Source organism: Microcoleus sp. B3-D7 (genome assembly GCF_036705305.1).
In the GTDB taxonomy this organism is placed as follows: domain Bacteria; phylum Cyanobacteriota; class Cyanobacteriia; order Cyanobacteriales; family Microcoleaceae; genus Microcoleus.
In genome coordinates this window covers 1-21,633 of the sequence record NZ_JAUBUE010000026.1, presented here as the reverse complement: position 1 = coordinate 21,633, position 21,633 = coordinate 1, and the positions used below count along the sequence as shown (strand labels likewise).

Genomic DNA, 21,633 nt, shown 5'->3' with positions numbered 1-21,633 from the left:
ATCAAGGGCTTTTGTCCTTAATACAAAAAAACTGCAAATGAAAGATTTTTGGGATTCTATTTTAAGTTTTTCTCAGACTACTGTCAAGACAGTCGGCCAGCAGTTTTTGAAAGATTTTGGTTCTGCACAAGCAGATGAGAAGGATGATGGGAGTTTGGTTACGCAGTCTGATAATTGGGCGGATGCGGAGATTAGAAGTGCGATCGCATCTACTTTTCCCAGTCACGGAATTTTGAGCGAGGAAGGAGAACACGTTTTCCCAGATACGGAATGGTGTTGGGTTGTCGATCCTCTGGATGCTACGACTAATTTTGCTCGGGGAGTTCCGATTTGGGGGATTTCTTTGGGTTTATTGTATCGCGGAACTCCGGTTTTTGGCTGCGTGCATTTGCCGCCGGTGAATCAATCTTTTCACGGTTTTTATGCAGGGGATTTGGCGGGCGACAATGTATTGGCAAATATGCCTCAAGGTGCGTTTTTGAACAATCGGCCGATTTGTCCCACTGCTGATAAAATGAGCGGAAATCATATTTTTAATTTGTGTTCCCGGAGTGTGGGAATCGGGCCTCATCTTCCGAGTAAAATTCGGATGTTGGGCATGGCTAGTTACAATTTTTTGACTGTGGCTTCGGGTGTGGCTATGGGAGGGGTGGAAGCGACTCCGAAAATTTGGGATATTGCGGGGAGTTGGGTAATTGTGAAGGCTGCTGGTGCGGTTTGGCTACCGCTGGAATCCCAGGCGATTTTTCCGCTGGAAGTGGGGAAGAATTACGGGAGGATTTGTTATCCAACTTTGGTGATGAATCGGCAGGAGTTGGTGTCGGTATTTTTGCCGTTTGTGGAGGCTTGGAAGAAGAGAAAAATGGGGTAATTTAGGTGCAGCGAAGCTATCCCGTAGGAAATCGAACAATTATTAAATAAAACGGCAGGGCAGGCGTGACGGAGGAGTCTCCCACGCCTGCCGTGCTGTTTGGAAGAAATATACCGACCGATGACCGATGGTTCAAGTATGCCTACTCTTGTCTATTTCTGCCAATCTGCGATCGGGTGGTTTTGTTTTACGTCGATCGGGTGATGTGGTGCTGGTAGAATTTGTGGTAAGTTTTCCACGATTTATTATCTCTCGTAAATAAAATTCTACCCGTTTTTAAGTAGAGGCACAAGGGTAAATAGATTTACTGAGGTGTGCGAAAAAGTAGATGAGTGGTATATTGGCTAGGTCGAAGAGTTAGCCTGTGGGAAGATACAAAAATAAACTTTGGAAGAAACTCGGAAAAGTCTGCGGTTTGCGATCGCACTTGATACAGCCAGCAAGATAACAGATACTAGGATTAGGGACACAACATTGCTGTGTCCCTACTGCAAAATGAATTTATTGCTTCAGGCGATTAATTTCGACAGCACATTAGACAACTTAGCACCGAGATTCTCAACAGAGTCCTGCTGTTTGGGATCTTTCATCGTACCGTCAGCATTAAATGCTTCAAAAGCTTGGGGAATTGCTTTCTGATCCGGGAGTACCAATACGTTAATATTCCCCAGGATCGATCGCAAATGAACCAATCCCCGCAAACCCCCAATTCCACCTGGGGAAGCACTCATAATTACCGCTACTTTGCCAGTAAATGCCACCAATCCCGGTTCACCCGGTGCTGGGCGCGATACCCAATCGATCGCATTTTTCAACACAGGCGTAATTGAACTGTTATACTCAGGGGAAGCTATCAAAAACCCGTCATGCGCTACCATCAATTCCTTCAAGTGGCGGGCATTTTCTGGCATTCCCTCTTTTGCTTCCAAATCTTCGTCAAATAGCGGCATCGGCAAATCGCGCAAATCTACATAAGTAACTTCTGCACCCGCCGCCGTAGCACCAGCAGCCGCCACTTTTACCAGCAGTTTGTTATAGGATGCTTCGCGGGTACTCCCGGCAAATGCAAGTATTTTTGGTCTGTTTGTCATTGATTTTTTCCTGATTATTGCTTCCGCGTATAATTGTACTATTCCGAGTGATTCCAAACAAAGTCAGCAATGGGTTTATCTGCTGATAAAGCAGGATTGTCACGGGAATTTAATAAAACCGATCGCACTTTTACATTCCCGGCCCCCAAACGCCTTTCGACGCGACTGGGAATGCCGTAACCGTAAATAATGTGTCCTTTACCCGCCAACACGACAACTTGATAGTCGGGATTGGCTTGAATAAATTGGGCAATTTTTTCCGCCATAGTTTCGTCCCACAAAACTTGGGCTTGCAAGAATCTTTCAAAACCGGTACTATTTCCCTGTTCAGCCTTTTGGTGTTGCTGGTAAACTTCTAGCAGCAGTTGCCGATATTCGGCGTTGTCGGTGCGAATTTCGGATATTGGCGGAATGTGCTTTTTTTCCTCTGCTGTAAGGCTTTCTAAACCTTGAGACGCAACTTTTCTCGTTACTTCGGATGGTGTATTTAAGGCGAGGACGGGTAGTTGATTTTCTTTGGCAAACCGCAAAATGGGGGCGTAAGATTCCCAGGGAAAGCGCCATCTGCGATCGTACTCTGTTTGCTCGACTAATTGCTGTTCAGTCAGTTTACCTGCTAAGTAGTTGTCGATCGCGCTTTGAAAGGGACGCTGAAACATTTCCATCGCGATCGCAATTTTCGGATTTTGCCGCTGCATTTCTCGGATAATCGCCAGTTGAGCTTGATGGTCTTCCGCGCTATCGTGGGTTTCTCCCAGATACACGACTTTTGCCTTCACCAACTGTTGTATAATCTCTTGGTTCGTGTAAGTCTGCCCAGGTTGAGGGTTCGCCGTCGTTTGCGCTGTTACTGCACTGCTGCACAGCAGGAAGATGCCGATCGATAAGGCGCACAGTTTGATGAGTTTGGTTGTTTTCATACAAATATTATGCCGTTTCTCGCAGCAGCAAGCACAGCCGAACTCTACTATTTTAGCTGAGCAGCTAGAAAGCTCAATGCTTAATTTAAGTTCATAATTATCCGTGGTTACTTCTAAAAATGTAAAGTTTAGTTGCAGGTACTTGCGCTTCTAGAAGAAGGTGCTAAATTAATAATATGAAGCGAACAAAAAGCTTCTCTGACAGATACAACCTCTAGATACCACAGCGAAGTTCACAATAGAATCTAAGGAGTAAAAACGCTGTTTAATCTCACATCTGTCTCATCAAAAACCAATAGCAGCACCCACCAACAAAGCTGACACTTCCTCAACTAATTAGAGGGGAGCAATGCAACTGAATCCGAGGATTATTGCAACTCCACATCGAAGTTGAAAAAAGAGGAAATCACTCGGTACATATGGCTGGGTGCTGTTGTTGTTAAAAGAGATTTTCGGCTTGTGATGTTTTTTTCAGTAGAGGCAGAGCCTCTAGATATGCGTTACCGCGCAGAGCCTGGTAACGAGTATACGAGAATAAAAACTAGAAAATTACTGGAAAATTGTCTCGTCTTTCTTTCGCCACGCGGGATCGACAATACAAATAAATATTAGCGGCTCTGTGCCACAGTTGTAAATAAACTGCTTGGCGTTTGGGGGAATGTAAACTGCATCTCCGGCTTCCACGAATTGATTTTCGTCGTCGATGTGCATCTCCCCAACGCCGCTGAGGATGTAATAAACTTCAGAAGTTGTCAGGGAGTGCAGGGCAGAAGTTTGTCCCGGTGGCAAAGTGGCGTGGGCTAAACTGTAACGCAAATCCACAGCTTGTTTGTCTGGATGCAATAATTCTCGCAGTTGAGTACCGTCGCCAGCAATAAACTCATCGCAGGCATTTAGCTTTTGAATTAGCATTCTTTCCCATCTCCTGAAAATCTCTTTACCACAACTTAAGTTTAATTGAAAGAGCCAGAGATGTTAAGAAATATGTCAAGCGGCGGCCGGATTTTTTAACCGTAAATTCCCGAATGCCCTCGATAATCAGGACAGTCGATCGCATCTTCAGATAAAGCTATAGTAGGCTGAACGGGACACTTGAGGTGGTAGTCGCCGGTGAAAAATACGCAGTTAGCACAAGGGATTTGGTGCATCCGCTGAGCTCGACGCAGGGAGTCGGTGACAGCACGCCCGACACTCAAAAAAAGCAAAAAAACTAAACCCCAGGCGGACACAAAACACAGCGGGACTAAAATAGGCTGTATTGCCTTCAGCAGAAAGTAAAGCATAGCAAGAAAATTTAGCGGTATAAGCCACACATACATTACAGTAGTGGAATTGCCGATCGATCGACCAAAAAGTTTAGAATCCTTTACAGCTCGATCGAGAAACCGGGCAATTATGGCATGATAAGGAACAGTCCTTAAATAAAATTAGAGGAAATCAGTTATGACTCTGCGATTAGGCGATACAGTTCCCAACTTTACCCAAGCTTCGTCTGAAGGCGAAATCAATTTCTACGACTGGGCTGGGGATAGCTGGGTCGTGTTGTTTTCTCACCCGAAAGACTATACTCCAGTGTGCACCACAGAACTCGGTGCAGTGGCCCGTCTCAAGTCTGAATTTGAAAAGCGGGGCGTCAAAACCATTGCCCTCAGCGTCGATGATGTGGATTCTCACATGGGCTGGATTAAAGATATTGAGGAAACTCAAAACGTCACCCTCAATTATCCGATTTTAGCAGATGGCGATCGTAAAGTCTCCGACATTTACGACATGATCCATCCCAACTCGCTGAACAACTTAACAATCCGCACAGTTTTTGTGATTGACCCGGAAAAGAAATTGCGTTTGAGCATTACTTATCCGGCGAGCACGGGTCGGAATTTTAATGAAATTTTGCGAGTAATTGATTCCTTGCAACTTACGGACAAATACAGCGTTGCGACTCCGGTTGATTGGAAAGACGGCGACGATTGCGTAATCGTACCTTCGATTACCGACCCGAAAGAGTTGGAAGAGAAATTTCCTAAAGGTTATACGCCGATTAAGCCTTATTTGCGGATGACTCCTCAGCCGAATAAATAGGTTTAACATTCCTGGACGCATAACCTAATTCTGTAAGGTGTGCAGTGCACACCTTACCTCTATAATTCGCGCGTAAAACCAGCTTGTAGTGAGGACTTGAGTCCTTAATCCTGATTTTTGAGGAGTTGAGTCCTCACTACAAACAAAGAAATTGTGCAATCTTGTGTAAACACTTTAGATTTGAGGAAAGGCAAAATGCTGTCATCAACAATTGTGTTGCGAATACCACCCAAATTGCAAATGACAGACGACGAGTTTTTCGAGTTCTGTCAAATCAATAGTGAATTACGCATTGAACGCAACAAATCGGGAGAATTGCTAATTATGCCCCCTACTGGTTCGGAGACTGGAAACCGACAAGGTAATATATTTGGGCCACTGTGGGTTTGGGCAGAACAAAATGGTACTGGTTTAGCGTTTACTTCGAGTACAGGATTTACTCTGTCAACTTGTGCAGAAAAGTCGCCGGATGCTGCTTGGATTAAACTGGAACGGTGGAATGCTTTGTCACCCGAACAAAAGCAAAAGTTTGCCCCGATTTGCCCGGATTTTGTAGTAGAACTGAGGTCTGCTTCTGACAATCTCAAACCATTGCAAGAAAAAATGCAAGAATATATGAGAGAACCCGGAGTGCAGTTAGGCTGGTTAATTGACCGCAAAAATCGCAGAGTTTATATTTACCGTCCTGGTTTGCCAGAGGAATGTTTGGAGAATCCCGCGACGGTCAGCGGCGACCCCGTTTTGCCCGGATTCATACTCAATATGAGCAAAATTTGGTAGAACTGCTAGCAATAAATATCAACTTATTGTAAAAATTAATCATAGGATACACACAGGCCAAAAATATGGATATTAAAAACGGCTTTGTAGGCACAATCGGCAACACACCACTAATTCGCTTAAACAGCTTCAGCGATGAAACAGGCTGCGAAATTCTCGGCAAAGCAGAGTTTCTAAATCCCGGCGGTTCCGTTAAAGATAGGGCCGCTTTATACATTATCAAAGACGCAGAAGAAAAAGGCTTGCTCAAACCGGGCGGCACCGTTGTTGAAGGCACTGCCGGCAATACAGGCATCGGTTTGGCCCACATTTGCAACGCTAAAGGTTACAAATGTTTGATTGTGATTCCCGATAACCAATCTCAAGAAAAAATCGATGCTTTGAAAACCTTGGGCGCTGAAGTTCGGACTGTTCCCGCTGTTCCTTACAAAGACCCGAATAATTATGTCAAATTGTCGGGAAGATTGGCTTCGGAAATGGAGAATGCTGTCTGGGCCAATCAGTTTGACAATTTAGCCAATCGCCGAGCTCATTACGAGACAACTGGCCCGGAAATTTGGGAACAAACAAACGGCAAAATTGATGCTTGGGTAACAGCTACTGGTACTGGCGGCACTTTTGCTGGGGTAGGAATGTTTTTGAAAGAAAAAAATCCTGCTGTTAGAATTGTCTTGGCAGACCCGATGGGCAGCGGGCTTTACAGTTATTTCAAAACTGGGGAAATTAAGACTGAAGGCAGTTCGATTACTGAGGGAATTGGCACCACCCGCGTCACTGCAAATATGGAGAATGCCCCGGTAGACGACGCCATTCAAATTGATGATACTGAAGCTGTCCGGGTGATTTACCAACTGCTGAGGAAAGAAGGGCTGTTTATGGGCGGTTCTGTGGGGATTAATGTGGGGGCGGCTGTGGCTTTAGCGAAGCAAATGGGGCCTGGACATACGATTGTTACGGTACTCTGCGACGGGGGGGCTCGGTATCAGTCGCGTTTGTTCGATCGACAATGGTTGGCTTCCAAAGGATTGTCACCCGATTAACCGTAGGGTGCGCTGCGGCGCACCTTAAAATCTGGGCATATATAAAATCTGGGCGTATATGCGCGCACCTATTCCCATGATAAAAAAATAGCATATATGTAGCAGAATGTCAAGTAAAAAATATGAAAATTATCGAATCTTCTAGGCAAGTTCTTGTTTGTCAAAACCGCACTTGTCGCAAGCAAAATTCAGCAAAGGTACTGGCAGCTTTTCAGAAATTGTCGCCCTCAGAAGTTGAAGTTGTTGCTAGCAGTTGTTTGGGACAGTGTGGCAACGGGCCGATGGTGTTGGTGCTGCCAGAAGAGGTTTGGTACAATGGCGTTTGCCCTGAAGAAGTTGCGGCAATAACTGAGCAACATTTGCGGGGAGGAAAGCCGGTAGAGAAGATGCTTTACCGCAAGTTTCACCGACTTTCTAATTAGTCGATCGCCCGCCTTTAAAATTCTTCGGCAAACAACCGGCGGAGAATCTCGGTGACTTCGGCGGCGACTCTGGCGTCTTGTTCGATCGCCAAGCGATCGACACTGCTGGAACCGCCTACAGCTTTTTCTGCCCGCAAACTCATGGCTAAAGTTCTGACTTTTGCCGGCTTTCCCGCCGCCTTCGGCCGCTCGTCAACAAACCGCACTAAAGCCACATAAACTGTTTCTAGGGTTCCCCTGATCGAGCTGAGTCCGTAACCCAATTTTGAGATAATTACTGGAGAAGTGATCAGGCTATCCATGCCCAAAGTTTTAATTGCTACGTCCACATATCGAGCGCTGTCATGTCCCATTGCTCTGACAATGCTTTCTAAGCTGTTCCACTGAGATGCTTTCATGCGCGATCGCTGTTCGATGTGGAAGTGCCATCCTAACATGGAAATCAGCCTGGTCAAGTCATAAGCAGATACGGAATTTTTTTGTTTGGTGCTGTTTACTGCGGCACTTAAAAGCACTTGTTTTTTGGTGAGATCGAAGATTTTTGGGTTGGTGAGATAAGGATTTTCGCCGTAATCGCCGCGAAAAATTAGGTCATTATTGCCAGTAGCGCTCTTCAGCCATTGCTCTAATCCTATGCGAGTATCGAAGCGTTTGAACATCGCAGCTAAGGAGTTTGAACTTCCTATATTGGAGGCATAGTTAATCATGTCTTTTGCTACCTCGTAAAAATAAAAATCATGTTTTTGCCCGTTGCCATCTCTAACAACGCAGTTGTCAATGTCGCAGTCGGGATATTTGCTATTTAGTTGACTGACGATATTAAGGAGTGCGATAATTTTAGTGGCACTCCACTGCTCAGCATTGGTAAGTGCGTTTTTTCCCAGCCACTGCGCCTGAATTTTGCCCTCTACAAAAGTACCAATGCAAACGCAGGCTTCTTTGATGTCTGCGTGGAGGAAACTTAAAGCTTGAGAGTTAATTTGAGGTAGTTCTCCCAGGCTGGGAAATGGGGTAAGTTTGAGGGGATTATTGGGTCCGGGAATAGAGCTAATGACTTTTATGCCGTCGGGTTTCTGTTTGAGATAATCGGGATAGTTTTTAATTTCTTGTTGGTAAGGGGATTTTTCAATGCCCCGGTCTAAAAAGGCTAGTTTGTTTATGTTCGCTTTGGCATCTATTTCCATTTGGAGGTAGTTTTTGTAGATACGCGCTCGGTCTTTTTCGAGTTCGAGGGAGGTGAGGTTCATGATAATAGTTGGCAGCTTGTTACAAATAAGTAAATCACTATACTAGGATTTACGCAAACAAACCGGGTTGCTGTGCAAAATTTTGGGTTGGGAAACGAAAAATTTATGAAGAAACCGGGCCTCAGACAGTAACTGCGTCCAGGACTATATATATGAGTTGTGGCCCTGCGATCAAGCTTTTTTGCCGCGTACTTGAATGCGTTTGTCGGTTTTTTGTTTCTTAATCCAAGAGACAAATTTCTGGAGTTCAGGGTCATTTTTGAGCTTTTCCAGGGAGTTGAGTTCTTGGGCGAGGTGTTTGTTGTCAAATAGAGAGTGAATCTGGCGGTGACAGGCTGAGCAAATGTCGATTGTCGGGCTGGGATCTTCGTTTTTCCGCTTGGTGTTTTGTTTGGGGGTGAGGTGATGGGCGGTTAATGCTTCCATTTGTCGATCGCACAATTCGCACTGCATAATTTTCTCAATGCTGCTGGATAGGAGAATTGCTACTTTTAGTTTAGCGCGATCGGCTGTGAGAGGGTGAATGAAAGGCGATCGCACTCTCCAAACAATAAAAAACCCCCAATTGGGGGTCATACAAATCTCTTGTGGCAGAGGCCGAAAAGCCTCTGGGATCACAAAATATACAGCAGCAAAAACAAAACAATCCAAATCACATCCACAAAGTGCCAGTAAATCTCAGTCGCTTCGATTCCGAAGTGGTGCTCGCTAGAATAGTGACCTTGCGCGCGCGATCGCCACACCACCGCCACCATCAGCAGCACTCCCAACGTTACGTGCAAGCCGTGAAAAGCAGTCAAAACGTAAAAGCAACTGGCATACAAATTCGTCGTCAAGCCAAACTCTAAATGAGCGTATTCGTAAACCTGACCGAACAAGAAAACTGCGCCCATAGCAATAGTTACGAGCAGCCAATTCCGCATTCCTGCGGCATCATTTTTTTTGATTGCAGTATCCGCATTGTGAATCACAAAACTGCTAGCAATCAGAATTACCGTATTGATTCCCGGCAGCAATAACTCGCGATCGGGCGTACCTTCAGGAGGCCACGCGGGGGCCATCGCCCGATAAATCAAATACGCGGCAAACATACCGAAAAATATCATGCCTTCAGCGCACAAGAACACAATTACACCTAACATTCGGTGGTCGGGATGCTCCACACCATGTGCTTCTACTTCGCCCTCGTGGTGGTAATTCAGGGCTGTTTTTGCCGGATCGATCGCTGGAATTTGCATAAGAAATTGGTAATGAAGAAGTCAGTTGTCAGTTGTCAGTTGTCAGTTGTCAGTTGGCATTAGTCATCAGTCATTAGTTAACAGTTAACAGTCAACAGTCAACAGTCAACAGTCAACAGTCAACAATGCCCAATCACTAATGACTGATGACTAATAACTATTCGCCATCTTGACTTTCATCAGCAGGAGAATCCACATTTACCTCTGATTCAGGAGCGACCAAAGTTGCAGTACGGCCCAAGAAAGTTGAAGCTTGAGCCTCCGCAATAGGAATACCTGTTTTCTGGGCGTTGCGGGTGGCATTTTCCCTCAGCTTGAGCCTGAGACGTTCCCCTGTATTCTGAATTTTTTCCATGCCGTAATCGTAAGGCCCCGTTGCCAATACCGGCACTCCTTCAAAATTTTCGATCGGGGGCGGCGAAGTCGTCATCCATTCCAAACTCAAAGCTTGCCAAGGATTGTCACCTGCTTTCGGGCCGTACCTCCAGCTCCAAATCACATTAATGATAAACGGGATTGTAGAGACTGCCAGCATATAAGCACCGACAGTACAAATGACATTAATTGTGGTAAATTTCGGGTCGTACATTGCCACCCGCCGAGGCATTCCTTGCATACCCAAAGCGTGCATCGGCAAGAAAGTTACAGTAAAGCCAACATAAGTTAAAACAAAGTGAACTCTACCCCAAAATTCATTAATCATCCGCCCCGTCATTTTGGGGAACCAGTGGTAAAAAGCAGCGTAAATGCCAAACACTGAGCCGCCAAACAGCACGTAGTGTAGGTGAGCGACGACAAAATAAGTGTCGTGAACGTGAATGTCAAAAGGTACGGAAGCTACCATGATCCCGGTGATGCCGCCGAGCACAAATGTTGAGATAAAACCCATCCCAAATAGCATGGCGCTGACAAGCCGGAGTTTGCCTCCCCAAATAGTTGCCAACCAGCTAAATATTTTAATCCCAGTTGGTACGGCGATGATCATAGTCGTGATCATAAAAAACATCCGCAGCCAGCCGGGAGTGCCGCTGGTAAACATATGGTGGGCCCACACGATCAAGCCCAAAAAGCTGATCGCGAGACTGGAATATGCGATCGCCAAATAACCAAAAATTGGCTTGCGGGAATGCACCGGCAAAACTTCTGAAATCACCCCGAAAAAGGGCATAATCATAATGTAAACTGCCGGGTGCGAATAAAACCAGAATAAATGCTGGTAGACGATCGGATCGCCGTTGCCGGTCGGGTTAAAAAATGCCGTCCCCGCTAACAAGTCAAACGACAGCAAAATCAAAGCTGCGGCTAACACGGGAGTAGCAATTAAAGTGAGCGCTGAAGTCGCAATCATCGCCCAGCAAAACAAAGGCATATCATTGAGACCCATACTCGGAACGCGCATGGTAAAGATGGTAACGGCAAAATTCACCGCCCCCAAAATCGAAGAAGTTCCGAGAATCAAAACGCTGAGAATCCAAATTTCTTCCCCCGCTTGAGCAGTAACTAAGCTCAAAGGCGGATAGGAAGTCCAACCCGCCTGTGGAGCTCCCACCAAAAAACTGCTCAATAGCAACACGCCGCCTACGGGAATTAGCCAAAAGGCGATCGCATTCAGTCTGGGAAATGCCATGTCTTTTGCCCCGATCATTAAGGGGATCAAAAAGTTAGCAAATCCGGCTCCGGCGGGTACGATCCACAGGAAGATCATCACCGTGGCGTGAACAGTAAATAAACTGTTGTAGAGTTCGGGGGTGACAAAATCGGCGTCGGGGGTGGCGAGTTCTGTTCGCACCAAAGTTGCCATCACGCCGCCGATTAGATAGAAAATAAATGTTGTTACCAGGTATTGAATACCGATGACTTTGTGATCGGTATTAAAAGTGAAGTAGTCGCGCCAATGTCTATCAGCGGGCGCTGTTCCGCGAGCCTCAGTGTTTGCACTTTCTTGGAACTGTGCTTGTGTCATAGTTATTAGTCATTAGTTATTAGTCATTAGTTATTAGCTCAGGATCAAAGACCCAGTAGCCAGAACTAATGACTATTTTTAGTGATGAGTTGGGTGAAGTTGTTCTAGGGTTTCGGAATTAATTTTTATTTCCCTGACGTAGGGAGCCAAAAATTCACCGTCTGACAATTCCCCTGGATTGACTGCAACTGCTTGCTCTAAGTTTTGACTGCTAGCAACTTGCTGGCTTTGCAGCCAACCGTCGAATTCTTCGGGCGTGTGAACGACTGCTACAGCTTTCATCGCTCCGTGATAAGCGCCGCACAATTCAGCACAAACAACCCGGTATTCGCCGGTTTTAGTTGGTGTAAATCTCAGTTCGCTCGGCCGTCCGGGAATTGCATCTTGTTTAAGGCGAAATTCCGGCAGCCAAAATGCGTGCAGCACGTCTTGAGCTGAGATATTTAGCTGTACGTCGCGGTTGAGTGGCATATGCAGTTCGCCAGAACTAACGCCGCTTTCTGGATAGCTAAAAATCCAGGCGTACTGCAAACCTGTGACATTTACAACTAAGTCTGCTGGTTTGTCTTCATTTTCTGGGGAAGCGCCTACGCCTAAAGCAACGAGTTTTTGAGATGGAATTTGAGGGGCGTTTTGGGGTGTATCTGAGAGTGTGGCTGCGATCGCACTTCCCCGCATTTTAGAGTGCGCTTGCATGGTGCCGTGGTCGTGATTGCCCATCGGATCGAGGCCTCCCATTGAGTTGTAAATCTCAAAACTGTAGACTCCGATTCCTAAAATAATCACCGCCGGCACGGCTGTCCAAAGAATTTCTAAGGGAAAGTTGTCATGCCAAGGCGGCCCGTCTGTGTTGTCTCCTTGACGACGGCGATATTTAATTGCAGCAACGATGAGAATTCCCTGGACCATGATAAATAGTCCAGTGGAAATGGTCATCATTGTATTGAAAAGTGCGTCTATGTCGGATGCTTCATCAGAGGCGGCGATCGGCAGTAAACCGTGATTCTGCCCGTACCAGAGACTGATCAGAGTCACTCCGATGCCGGCGAGCATGGTGAGGATGGAACTTGGAATGTTCACGCTGGTACTTCTTAATAGCGACACTTCTTCGCTTGAAAAATGAAGGAAGCGCCTCTGGGTTATCAATTTTTAATTGTAAATGGTATTTTTAGTAAAATGTCTATCTTAAGGGTTACTTAAGGCTTAGTATGTTTGACCGATCGCCCGATCACCTAAAAAATACGTCTTTTGTACATTGACAAAAATGCTTAAAAATGCTATATAATCGCTCTGTTTGCCTGCTAAATTTGAGATGGTTTCTCAAAGACCATCAAATGCTGCTGAGGTAACATATCTTTTGTCTCTTTCCATACTAAACCGACGGCTGCCATTTCTTTTTTAACCTGCTTCTGCGTCATTTTGTGCAAACCTTTAATGGGAATCAGCGGATTTTCGCCCCGATACTCGATCGATACCGTGCGGCCTCCCGGTTTGAGTGCTTTCACAATTCCTTGCATCATTTCTCTAGGATATGCAAATTCGTGATAAGCATCGACCATCACAACTAAATCTACGCTATTTTCCGGCAAATTTGGATTGTCGATACTGCCCAAAACTGGCTCAACGTTAGCAATATTTTTTTCTTGTTTATTCAATTTAATAAAATCAATCATTTCCGGCTGCACGTCAACAGCCAAAACCTTTCCTTCTGGAACTAAGGGAGCGATGCGAAAGCTAAAATATCCCGTTCCTGCTCCAATGTCGGCTACAATATCGGTTGGTTTTAAATCGAGATTGTTGACTAATCTAGCTGATTTTTCTTCCATGCCGCGAGACGGTCTTTCGAGCCAACCAGCACCTTGATATCCCATGACTTGAGCAATTTCTCGACCCATGTAAAATTTGCCGGTTCCGTCAGGATTGTGGACTGTCCGCTGCTGATAAATTGGGTCGCCATCGGCGGTTTTACTTACGGCTGCACACGCATTGAGCGGCAATATGCAAATTATTGCTAAGATAATTGCTGCTAGATGTTTGAGGAATTGTCGGTTTTTCACGATCGTCCTAATTGTATGTTTAATTTTGTCATTACCAGGCTCTGCGCGGTAATGCAGAACCAGAGGAACAGCCGAGCGAATATCGAGAATAGTTTAAGATTTAGCTGACAGCGGATTCTAATAATCTGATTGTACCAGAGTCAGCGTCGATTTCGACTTCTTGACCGATCGGCAAAGTGAACTGTTCCCGGATGTGTCCCACCATTGAACCGTACCACGCGGGAATATTTAAAGGGCGAATGTGGTCGGACAAGACTTGAGGCAAGGTTAGGGACTCTTGGGGTTTTTCAGCTTCGCACTTGGTACACTGTCCGAAAATAAAACCTGATATTTTATCGAGAATGCCCGCTAATTTTAGCTGCGTCAACATTCTATCGATGCGGTAAACTTCTTCGCCAACTTCCTCGACAAACAAAATACTGTTTTCCCACTGCGGTAAATATGCAGAACCAACCATTGCTGCGATTACTGATAAATTACCGCCGATTAGTTTTCCCCTAGCTGTGCCGCGCCCGATTGTTTGAACTTGCACGCTTTTGGAGTTTTGCATCGTCACAGAACCTCCGTCAAACAAAACTTTCTTGACGTAATCCACTGTAAAGGGACTCCAAGTTGACGCACCTAAAGGGCCGTGAAAAGTAACTCTATTAGTTTTAGCATAAATCGCCAATAACAGCGCAGTAATATCGCTAAATCCCATAATTATTTTGGGATTGTTGCCGATAACATTGTAATCCAGGAGCGGCAAGATCCGAGCACAGCCCCAGCCGCCCATCCCGGTAAAAATAGCTCGCACGGAGTCATCGGCAAAGGCTGCGTTGACATCGGCGGCGCGATCGGCATCCTTGCCCGCTAAATAGCCGTAGCGGTCGTAAAAATGCTCTCCCAATTTAACTTTTAAACCCAGCTTTTCCATAACTTTAAAAAAATCCTCGATTTCTTTTTTGTAGTTGAAAGCAGCAGGATTTATTAAAGCTACTGTATCGCCAACTTGCAGGCGGCGCGGCTTAACGATCGCACTTTTGGGAGATAGGTTGGTTTGCGCGAGCCTATTCGAGGGCTTCGCTAACGGCAAAAGCTGAGTAGCAATAGCAGTAAACCCAAAAGTTCTGAGCAGAACACGGCGGCGGAGAGTCATAGCTGTTAGTTAATTTTTGCTATAATTGTATAAGAAAAATTCTGTCATATCAGTTTAAAATTGCCAGTTTCCAATGAAAATAGACACTAAAATCTCACCTAAAAAATCCTGGGCTCAAGCTTTAGCTCGTCCGGCTGCGGAATTTCCCCTGACTCAGTTATCCGTTAAAAGCGGTAAAATTCCCGCAGGATTGCGCGGCACTCTCTACCGTAACGGGCCCGCACGTTTGCAACGCGGCGGCATGGATGCGGGACACTGGTTTGATGGCGATGGTGCAATTTTGGCAGTACATTTTACCGATGCGGGTGCTGCTGCTGTCTATCGCTACGTGAAGACAGCGGGATATCAAGCTGAGGAAAAAGCTGATAAATTTCTCTACAGTAATTATGGCATGACAGCACCGGTGCCTCTGTGGTTGCGGTGGACTAAATCTGTTAAAAATGTTGCCAATACTTCAGTTTTAGCTTTGCCCGATCGCCTTTTAGCTTTGTGGGAAGCCGGCTTGCCTCACAGCCTCGATTTGCAAACCTTGGAAACTCGCGGAACGGACGATTTAGGCAGTTTAGAGAGTGGATCTGCTTATTCCGCTCACTGCAAGCGTGACCCGATTACTGGGAATATTTTTAACTTTGGGATTGCACAGGGTGCGACTACAAAGTTGAATCTGTATAAAAGCGATCCTACAGGCAAAATCGTGCAAAAAGCAAGTGTTGCTTTAGATGGAATTCCCATGATCCACGATTTTGTCTTGGCGGGAAAGTATCTCATATTTTTTGTGCCACCGATGCGACTAAAAGCTTTACCAGTGTTGGCTGGAATTAGCAGTTACAGCGAGTCTTTTGAATGGAAACCAGAGTTAGGAACGCAGATATTAGTTATTGACTCGGAAACTCTATCTTTAGTTAGTCGCGGCGAAACCGATTCTTGGTTTCAGTGGCATTTTGCTAACGGTTTTGTCAAGGAAGATGGTTCGGTAGCGGTTGATTTTGTGCGCTTCGCTGACTTTCAAACTAATCAGCGGCTGAAAGAAGTAGCGGCGGGCGAAACTCTCACCGATGCGGAGGGTTCCCTGTGGCGGGTGCATCTCAATCCTCAAACTGGCAAAGTGACAGCAGCCGAAGAATTGCTGGATCAAGCTTGCGAATTTCCGACGGTACCTGCTTCAGAAATAGGGCAAGACTCGCGATATATTTATCTGGCAATGTATCGGCCTGACGTTGATATTGTACCGGAACGTTATGGTGCGATCGCCCGTTTGGACACGCAAACCCGCAATCTCACAATTGCCGACTTGGGCGAAAATCGCTATCCCGCAGAGCCCATCTACGTTCCAGATATTTCGTCGGAGAAAGGTTGGATAGTAACAGTTATTTATGACGGCAATTCTGACAGCAGCGAAGTCTGGATATTTGACAGCGACGGACTTTCGCGCGAACCTGTTTGCACGCTAGAATTGCCCGGTGTCATACCTTTAAGCTTTCACGGCACTTGGAAATCGGCAGTATGAGAAAATTGTAAAGAAGTGTTGCGGAAGATTTATTAAAAATTGTTGCCGCTTCTCTGTCAAGTTGTTAAGGTGTGTGTAGATAGGAAATTCTCATATCTAGGAGGTGTGGAATTGATAATCTGCATTGCTCAATTATCCTGTGCCAATTCGCACGAATCCCCGGCGATTTTAAGTCGCGGTTGCACAGGATATCGTCTGCCTCTGCGGACTACAAAAAGAAGGGTAATTAAGCCCTGGCGAATAACGAATCCCGGCGAATATTCCCGGCGAATAAATTCGCGGCTGCACAGGCAAAATCCGCCTCCACGGAGTGAAGAAAGAGGGGTTCTCCAACCCCGCTCAATGACCAATTCGCGGTGAATGTCCCAGCGAATACATTCGCGGCTACACAGGCAAAGTCCGCCTTCGCGAACTGAAGAAAAAGCGGTAATAAAGCCCGCTTTGGCATGATTCCAGACTAGGTTTTCTCATCTCAGCTTGGTCTGCTGGAATGAGGTTAAAAGACCAGATATTTGACTAATTTCTGGCAAACCCAAAGTAAAGTTTAGTTCAACTCACGCGCACGTTAGCGATTCAACAGTTTTTAGTTTTGAGTTAACCCCACAAATAGATGAGGTCTATCGAAACAAGATAGCCTTTCCCAAAATTATGAATTATGAGTTGTTACCGCCAAAACATTCAACTCATAACTGATAATTTACAACTCACAACTCATAACTCCGTGCCGCAGTGAGCATCTACCAAAAGGTTTAATCTATGCAACTTCAAGGAAAAACAGCTCTTGTTACAGGGGCTTCGCGCGGAATTGGGCGATCGATCGCCCTGGAATTAGCGAGACAAGGAGTCAAACGTTTGTTGATTGTGGCGCGCAACCGCAGGCAATTAATTGAACTGGCAGAGGAAATCGATCTTTTTGGCACAGAAGTAGTGCCGTTAGCTTTGGATTTAACTCAGTCAGTAGCGGTGAATATTGCGATCGCCCAAGCTTGGCGAGATTGCGGCCCGATTCACCTGCTAGTCAACTGTGCAGGCGTCGCCCACCAAGCATCTTTCTTGCGTTCTCCGCTGCCGTTAATCGAGGAAGAAATCGCCTTAAATTTGCTCGGAACATACACAATTACCCGCTTAGTAGCGAGGCGAATGGCAACTCAAAAAGAAGGAACAATCGTCAATGTTTCCAGCTTAATGGGAAAAATTGCCGCTCCCACAATGGCGACTTATTCTGCTACCAAATTTGCGATTTTGGGATTCACCCAAGCTTTACGCAGCGAGTTAACTCAGTACAATGTTCGAGTCACAGCTTTGCTGCCATCTCTAACAGATACCGACATGGTGCGAGACTTGGAACAATTTCGCTGGGTAGTGCCCACAACTCCCGAAAAAGTTGCCCTAGCACTTGTCGCGGGATTGCAGAAAGATGCACCGGAAATCTTGGTAGGATGGCAAAGTCATCTAGCAGTTTGGTGTCACCGAATTGCGCCTTGGTTGCTGGATTTTGTGTTGCGGATGGCGACTCCAGAACTTCGGGATAAATCGCGGGGCCGCAAATTGCGGGAGGCTTTAGCTAGCGGGCGATAAACCCTTTTCTGGGCGGGCAAGATGCCCACCCCACAAGAAAACTCCTTCTTTGTGGAACGGGCATCTTGCCCGTTCCGGACTCCTCGGCCATTGGTGTCAACTTAAGCTGTCAGCCCACCCACCCGTTAGTCCCCCAGTCCGCCAGGGGTTGAAACCCCTGTCTAATAGCTAAAGTCCTCTGAAGAGGACTGAGAAGATGAATTTTTGACGTTGCTGATTCACGGTAGGAATCAACTTTTCACTTGATGTTACAAAACTGACCATACTTGTTTTAGAGCAATTGGGACATCTGAATTCCTACCTGTATTCAGCAACGCCCAGCAACACCGAATTTTTAAACTCATTAGTCGTTTTCAGAGGACTTTAGCTATTAGACAGGGAATTCATTCCCTGTCGGACTGTCGGACTGTCGGACTGTCGATTTAACGTTAAGTTGACACCAATGGGCATGGCCGTGTCCCTAGAAGGGCTCTGGACTTACTCACCAGCAAAAGTGCTGTATCATTTCCACTCCCCTTGCAAAGTAAAAGCAGCCCAATAATAGGGAGACTTCCATTTTTCCTGCTGCATCATTTCCATCTGCGCCGCCCTCAAAGCTGCCGCCGGCGCTAACTTTTGTTCCTGCATTTTCTGATAAAACTTTTGCATTAAGACAGAAGTTCCTTCATCATCCACATTCCACAAACTCACCGCCACCCGCTGTGCGCCCGCATACATAAAACCCCTTGTTAATCCCACCATTCCTTCGCCTCTTACATTCTGTCCCCTGCCCGATTGACAAGCACTTAAAACCACTAAATTTGCCGCTAATTTCAAGTTGAAAATATCGCTGAGGCGCAAAAAACCATTGACAAGATTGCCCTTGTCATCTATCATCGACATCAGAATTCCTGACAGTTCGGGATTTTTGCTGTTGGCTATGCCGTGGGTGGCAAAGTGAACGATTTGATAATTGACTAAATTTCCATCGGTAGCAGTAGTGCGACTGGCATCAAAATCAAATATTTGACGGCTAGAAGCTGAGGGGAATAAGCTCGATATTGTTTGGGCTTCTTGGCGGGTAAATGGTAGACGTTCGGGTGGCCATTGCCGATTAGAAGCACGAAGCGATTGATTTAAACCGAGGTTGTTTGCTTCTAATTTTTCTGTTGTTGCTTGGGTGATTTTTCCTTTAATTCTTTCATCATCAGGACTGAAAACAGGATCTGCTAAAATTGCTAAAGTTCGGCTAGACGGTTTTCTATCTGCGTAATTTTGCCTGAGAATGGCGAGACTTGAGGCCGAAGGCAGAGTGATAATTTCATGTTCGATAATTAAGGGAACATTGGGATTTTGTCCGGTGGTTCGGTCAAGAGTTAAAGCTTGAAAAGGGGTATAGTGCAGCACGCCGTCGGGAACAATTAATAAGCGTTTATTTCCTAATTGGGCTGCTGCGGGTTGTAAAATCACTTGACCCAGATTTGCACTTGCTTGGGCAACTTGTTGGGGAATATCTCTCTGGATTTGGCTAGTTATTGTCTCTAGGAAGTCCTTAGCTGCTGTTTCAATATCTGCGCGCTTTGGTAATTCATAGCTGGTTACTCCTGTTGATGTCACCACCCACAAATAACTGCGGTTTGTGCCGAGGGAATACTGCAATAAAATAGTGTTTTCATCGAGAATCTGTTTTTGAATTTCTGGCAGCGTTAAAGGTTGGGGTTGGGTGAGGGCTGCGTAGCGGGGGCTGGCGGTACGAATCAGGGCTTGAATTTGCTGATATTGTTCCAAAAGTGCGAGGCGCTGTTTGTCAATTTCAGCGATTTTAGTTGCGTTGGGGTTGGGACGGCTGACTGCTTCGATTCGCTGCTTTTCAATAGCATCAAGTTGCTGTTGCAGGCTCTTTTCTTGTTGCAGTAAATCGGGGTCAATGCCCTCGCGAATGTTGGCGTTACTTTCAACGAGGAGGTCGAGGAGGCTGCGAGCTCTCGAACGTTCGCTGGCTTCTAAGGCTTTAGTATCATAACCGGATTTAGGATTAGTTTTGTGCAGTTGCATTAACAGGTCGATGTAGAATTCGTAGGAGTCCTGTACGGTGGCAAAGTATGAGGTTCGGAGTTCAGGGCTGGCTATTTTTGTGCGGAGGTTTTCGATTATTTTGAGAGAGGATTCAATGTCGTTGAGGGCTTCGGTAAGATTGTTTTGGTCGCGTTTGGCATAGGCAATACCATAGAGGGTGACAGCTTCCCCACCGCGATCGCCTGTTGCCCGAAACAGGGGAAGCGACTGGGTGTAATACTCTAGCGCTTTCTGTTTTTCTCCCAATTGTGAGTAGACACCGCCGATGTTGTGGAGGGTGCCAGCTTCCCCACCGCGATTGCCTACTGCCCGAGTCAGGAGAAGCGACTGGGTGTAATACTCTAGCGCTTTCTGTTTTTCTCCCAATTCTGAGTAGACATTGCCGATATTGTTGAGCGTGGTAGCTTCCCCGCCGCGATCGCCTAGTGCACGTCTCAGGGGAAGCGACTGGGTGTAATATTCTAGCGCTTTCTGTTTTTCTTCCAATTGTAAGTAGACATTGCCGATGTTATTGAGGGTGATAGCTTCCCCTGAGCGATCGCCTACTGCCCGACTCAGGGGAAGCGACTGGGTGTAATACTCTAGCGCTTTCTGTTTTTCTCCCAATTGTGAGTAGACTAAGCCGATGTTATTGAGGGTGGTAGCTTCCCCGGCGCGATCGCCTACTGCCCGAGTCAGGGGAAGCGACTGGGTGTAATACTCTAGCGCTTTCTGTTTTTCTCCCAATTCTGAGTAGACACCGCCGATGTTGTTGAGGGTGGTGGCTTCTCCCCTGCGATGGCCGGTTGCCCGAGTTAGGGGAAGCGACTGGCTGTAATACTCTAGCGCTTTCTGTTTTTCTCCCAATTGTGAGTAGACACTGCCGATGTTAGTGAGGGTGGCAGCTTCAAGGGCGCGATCGCCTACTGCCCGAGTCAGGGGAAGAGACTGGCTGTAATACTCTAGCGCTTTCTGTTTTTCTCCCAATTCTGAGTAGACACTGCCGATGCTGGTGAGGGTGGTAGCTTCCCCACTGCGATCGCCGAGGGTTCGACTCAGAGACAGGGACTGGTTGTAATACTCTAGCGCTTTCTGTTTTTCTCCCAATTCTGAGTAGACTCTGCCGATGCTGGTGAGGGTGGTAGCTTCCCAACGGCGATCGCCGAGGGTTCGACTCAGAGGAAGGGATTGGCTCCAATACTCTAATGCTTTCTGTTTCTCTCCCAAATCATCGTAGATTTTGGCAAGACCAAGGAGGCTAACAGCTTGCCCTCTATTGTCGCCTGCTTGCCGATACAACTTTAATGCTTCTTCCCACTTGACGATCGCACTTCTTTTTGAGTCTGCCGTTCCTTGATTGTAGAGTTCAAATCCTTCCTCTAATGCTTTTGCAGCAGCCTCGCTACTGTTAGTTTGTGCTGTTTGTACGACTTTGCCAACGGGCACGGCTGCTGCCACTGGCTGACTTAGCTGAACCGAAAGTGCGATCGACATACCAGCCAAAAACCATTGAGCGCGATCGAACATAGCCACCCCTTTTGTATTTTTGTCAATCTTACTCACTAGCTCGCTTAGTGTAAAGGCAGGAAGAGTGCGATTCGTTGAAGCGTGAATCACGGTGAAAACCCGACACATAACGTTTCCAGCCACGAGGCTGAACTCTCG

General features: G+C 46.2%; 19 protein-coding genes. 7 read left to right on the top strand and 12 right to left on the bottom strand.

Features of this window, described 5'->3' with window-relative positions:
- Window positions 1-37 precede the first annotated feature (37 nt).
- Window positions 38-871: an inositol monophosphatase family protein gene (locus QUB25_RS17835; RefSeq protein WP_333039709.1), complete on the top strand. Its 834-nt coding sequence runs from the start codon at window positions 38-40 to the stop codon at window positions 869-871.
- Window positions 872-1,380: 509 nt separating this feature from the next.
- Here QUB25_RS17835 and QUB25_RS17830 read toward each other — a convergent pair.
- The 4 genes from QUB25_RS17830 to QUB25_RS17815 form a co-directional block, all read right to left on the bottom strand.
- A complete protein-coding gene (locus QUB25_RS17830; protein ID WP_333062920.1) occupies window positions 1,381-1,962 on the bottom strand; it encodes an NAD(P)H-dependent oxidoreductase in 582 nt (193 codons plus the stop codon).
- A 38-nt stretch (window positions 1,963-2,000) separates the two neighbouring features.
- Complete coding sequence (locus tag QUB25_RS17825) at window positions 2,001-2,882, bottom strand: ChaN family lipoprotein (RefSeq protein ID WP_333184705.1); 882 nt, start codon at window positions 2,880-2,882, stop codon at window positions 2,001-2,003.
- Window positions 2,883-3,431: 549 nt separating this feature from the next.
- Window positions 3,432-3,794, bottom strand: a complete 363-nt coding sequence (locus tag QUB25_RS17820) for a cupin domain-containing protein (RefSeq protein WP_333184702.1) — start codon at window positions 3,792-3,794, stop codon at window positions 3,432-3,434.
- Window positions 3,795-3,889: 95 nt separating this feature from the next.
- Window positions 3,890-4,165, bottom strand: coding sequence for a hypothetical protein (locus QUB25_RS17815; RefSeq protein WP_333173128.1), 276 nt, complete (start codon window positions 4,163-4,165; stop codon window positions 3,890-3,892).
- 160 nt (window positions 4,166-4,325) lie between these two features.
- Here QUB25_RS17815 and QUB25_RS17810 point away from each other — a divergent pair, with 160 nt between their 5' ends.
- The 4 genes from QUB25_RS17810 (at window position 4,326) to QUB25_RS17795 (ending at window position 7,206) form a co-directional block, all read left to right on the top strand.
- Window positions 4,326-4,964, top strand: coding sequence for a peroxiredoxin (locus QUB25_RS17810; protein ID WP_006632618.1), 639 nt, complete (start codon window positions 4,326-4,328; stop codon window positions 4,962-4,964).
- Between the two features lie 195 nt (window positions 4,965-5,159).
- Window positions 5,160-5,744: a Uma2 family endonuclease gene (locus tag QUB25_RS17805; protein ID WP_333184699.1), complete on the top strand. Its 585-nt coding sequence runs from the start codon at window positions 5,160-5,162 to the stop codon at window positions 5,742-5,744.
- 65 nt (window positions 5,745-5,809) lie between these two features.
- Entirely contained in the window at window positions 5,810-6,784 is a 975-nt protein-coding gene (locus tag QUB25_RS17800) for a cysteine synthase A (RefSeq protein WP_333039694.1), read from the top strand.
- Between the two features lie 122 nt (window positions 6,785-6,906).
- A complete protein-coding gene (locus tag QUB25_RS17795) occupies window positions 6,907-7,206 on the top strand; it encodes a (2Fe-2S) ferredoxin domain-containing protein (protein WP_333062928.1) in 300 nt (99 codons plus the stop codon).
- Between the two features lie 14 nt (window positions 7,207-7,220).
- On the opposite strand, the gene QUB25_RS17790 is transcribed toward QUB25_RS17795, so the two are convergent.
- From QUB25_RS17790 to QUB25_RS17760, 7 genes are all read right to left on the bottom strand, one after another.
- On the bottom strand, window positions 7,221-8,453 hold the full coding sequence (locus QUB25_RS17790) for a hypothetical protein (protein ID WP_333184696.1): 1,233 nt from the start codon (window positions 8,451-8,453) through the stop codon (window positions 7,221-7,223).
- Window positions 8,454-8,624: 171 nt separating this feature from the next.
- Window positions 8,625-9,029 (bottom strand): hypothetical protein, encoded by a 405-nt coding sequence (locus QUB25_RS17785; RefSeq protein ID WP_333184695.1) that lies wholly within the window; start codon window positions 9,027-9,029, stop codon window positions 8,625-8,627.
- Window positions 9,030-9,067: 38 nt separating this feature from the next.
- Window positions 9,068-9,691, bottom strand: a complete 624-nt coding sequence (locus QUB25_RS17780) for a heme-copper oxidase subunit III (RefSeq protein ID WP_333184693.1) — start codon at window positions 9,689-9,691, stop codon at window positions 9,068-9,070.
- A 157-nt stretch (window positions 9,692-9,848) separates the two neighbouring features.
- A complete protein-coding gene (gene ctaD, locus QUB25_RS17775; RefSeq protein ID WP_333184690.1) occupies window positions 9,849-11,654 on the bottom strand; it encodes a cytochrome c oxidase subunit I in 1,806 nt (601 codons plus the stop codon).
- A 78-nt stretch (window positions 11,655-11,732) separates the two neighbouring features.
- Window positions 11,733-12,734: a cytochrome c oxidase subunit II gene (locus QUB25_RS17770; protein ID WP_333184688.1), complete on the bottom strand. Its 1,002-nt coding sequence runs from the start codon at window positions 12,732-12,734 to the stop codon at window positions 11,733-11,735.
- Window positions 12,735-12,955: 221 nt separating this feature from the next.
- A complete protein-coding gene (locus tag QUB25_RS17765) occupies window positions 12,956-13,714 on the bottom strand; it encodes a methyltransferase domain-containing protein (RefSeq protein ID WP_333062952.1) in 759 nt (252 codons plus the stop codon).
- Between the two features lie 97 nt (window positions 13,715-13,811).
- A complete protein-coding gene (locus tag QUB25_RS17760; RefSeq protein ID WP_333184685.1) occupies window positions 13,812-14,849 on the bottom strand; it encodes an LD-carboxypeptidase in 1,038 nt (345 codons plus the stop codon).
- 73 nt (window positions 14,850-14,922) lie between these two features.
- Between QUB25_RS17760 and QUB25_RS17755 the strand changes: the two genes are divergently transcribed.
- A complete protein-coding gene (locus QUB25_RS17755; RefSeq protein WP_333184682.1) occupies window positions 14,923-16,356 on the top strand; it encodes a carotenoid oxygenase family protein in 1,434 nt (477 codons plus the stop codon).
- Between the two features lie 756 nt (window positions 16,357-17,112).
- Entirely contained in the window at window positions 17,113-17,934 is an 822-nt protein-coding gene (locus tag QUB25_RS17750; protein ID WP_333184681.1) for an SDR family NAD(P)-dependent oxidoreductase, read from the top strand.
- A gap of 501 nt (window positions 17,935-18,435) precedes the next feature.
- On the opposite strand, the gene QUB25_RS17745 is transcribed toward QUB25_RS17750, so the two are convergent.
- Window positions 18,436-21,495, bottom strand: coding sequence for a CHAT domain-containing tetratricopeptide repeat protein (locus QUB25_RS17745; protein WP_333184831.1), 3,060 nt, complete (start codon window positions 21,493-21,495; stop codon window positions 18,436-18,438).
- Window positions 21,496-21,633: the final 138 nt, after the last annotated feature.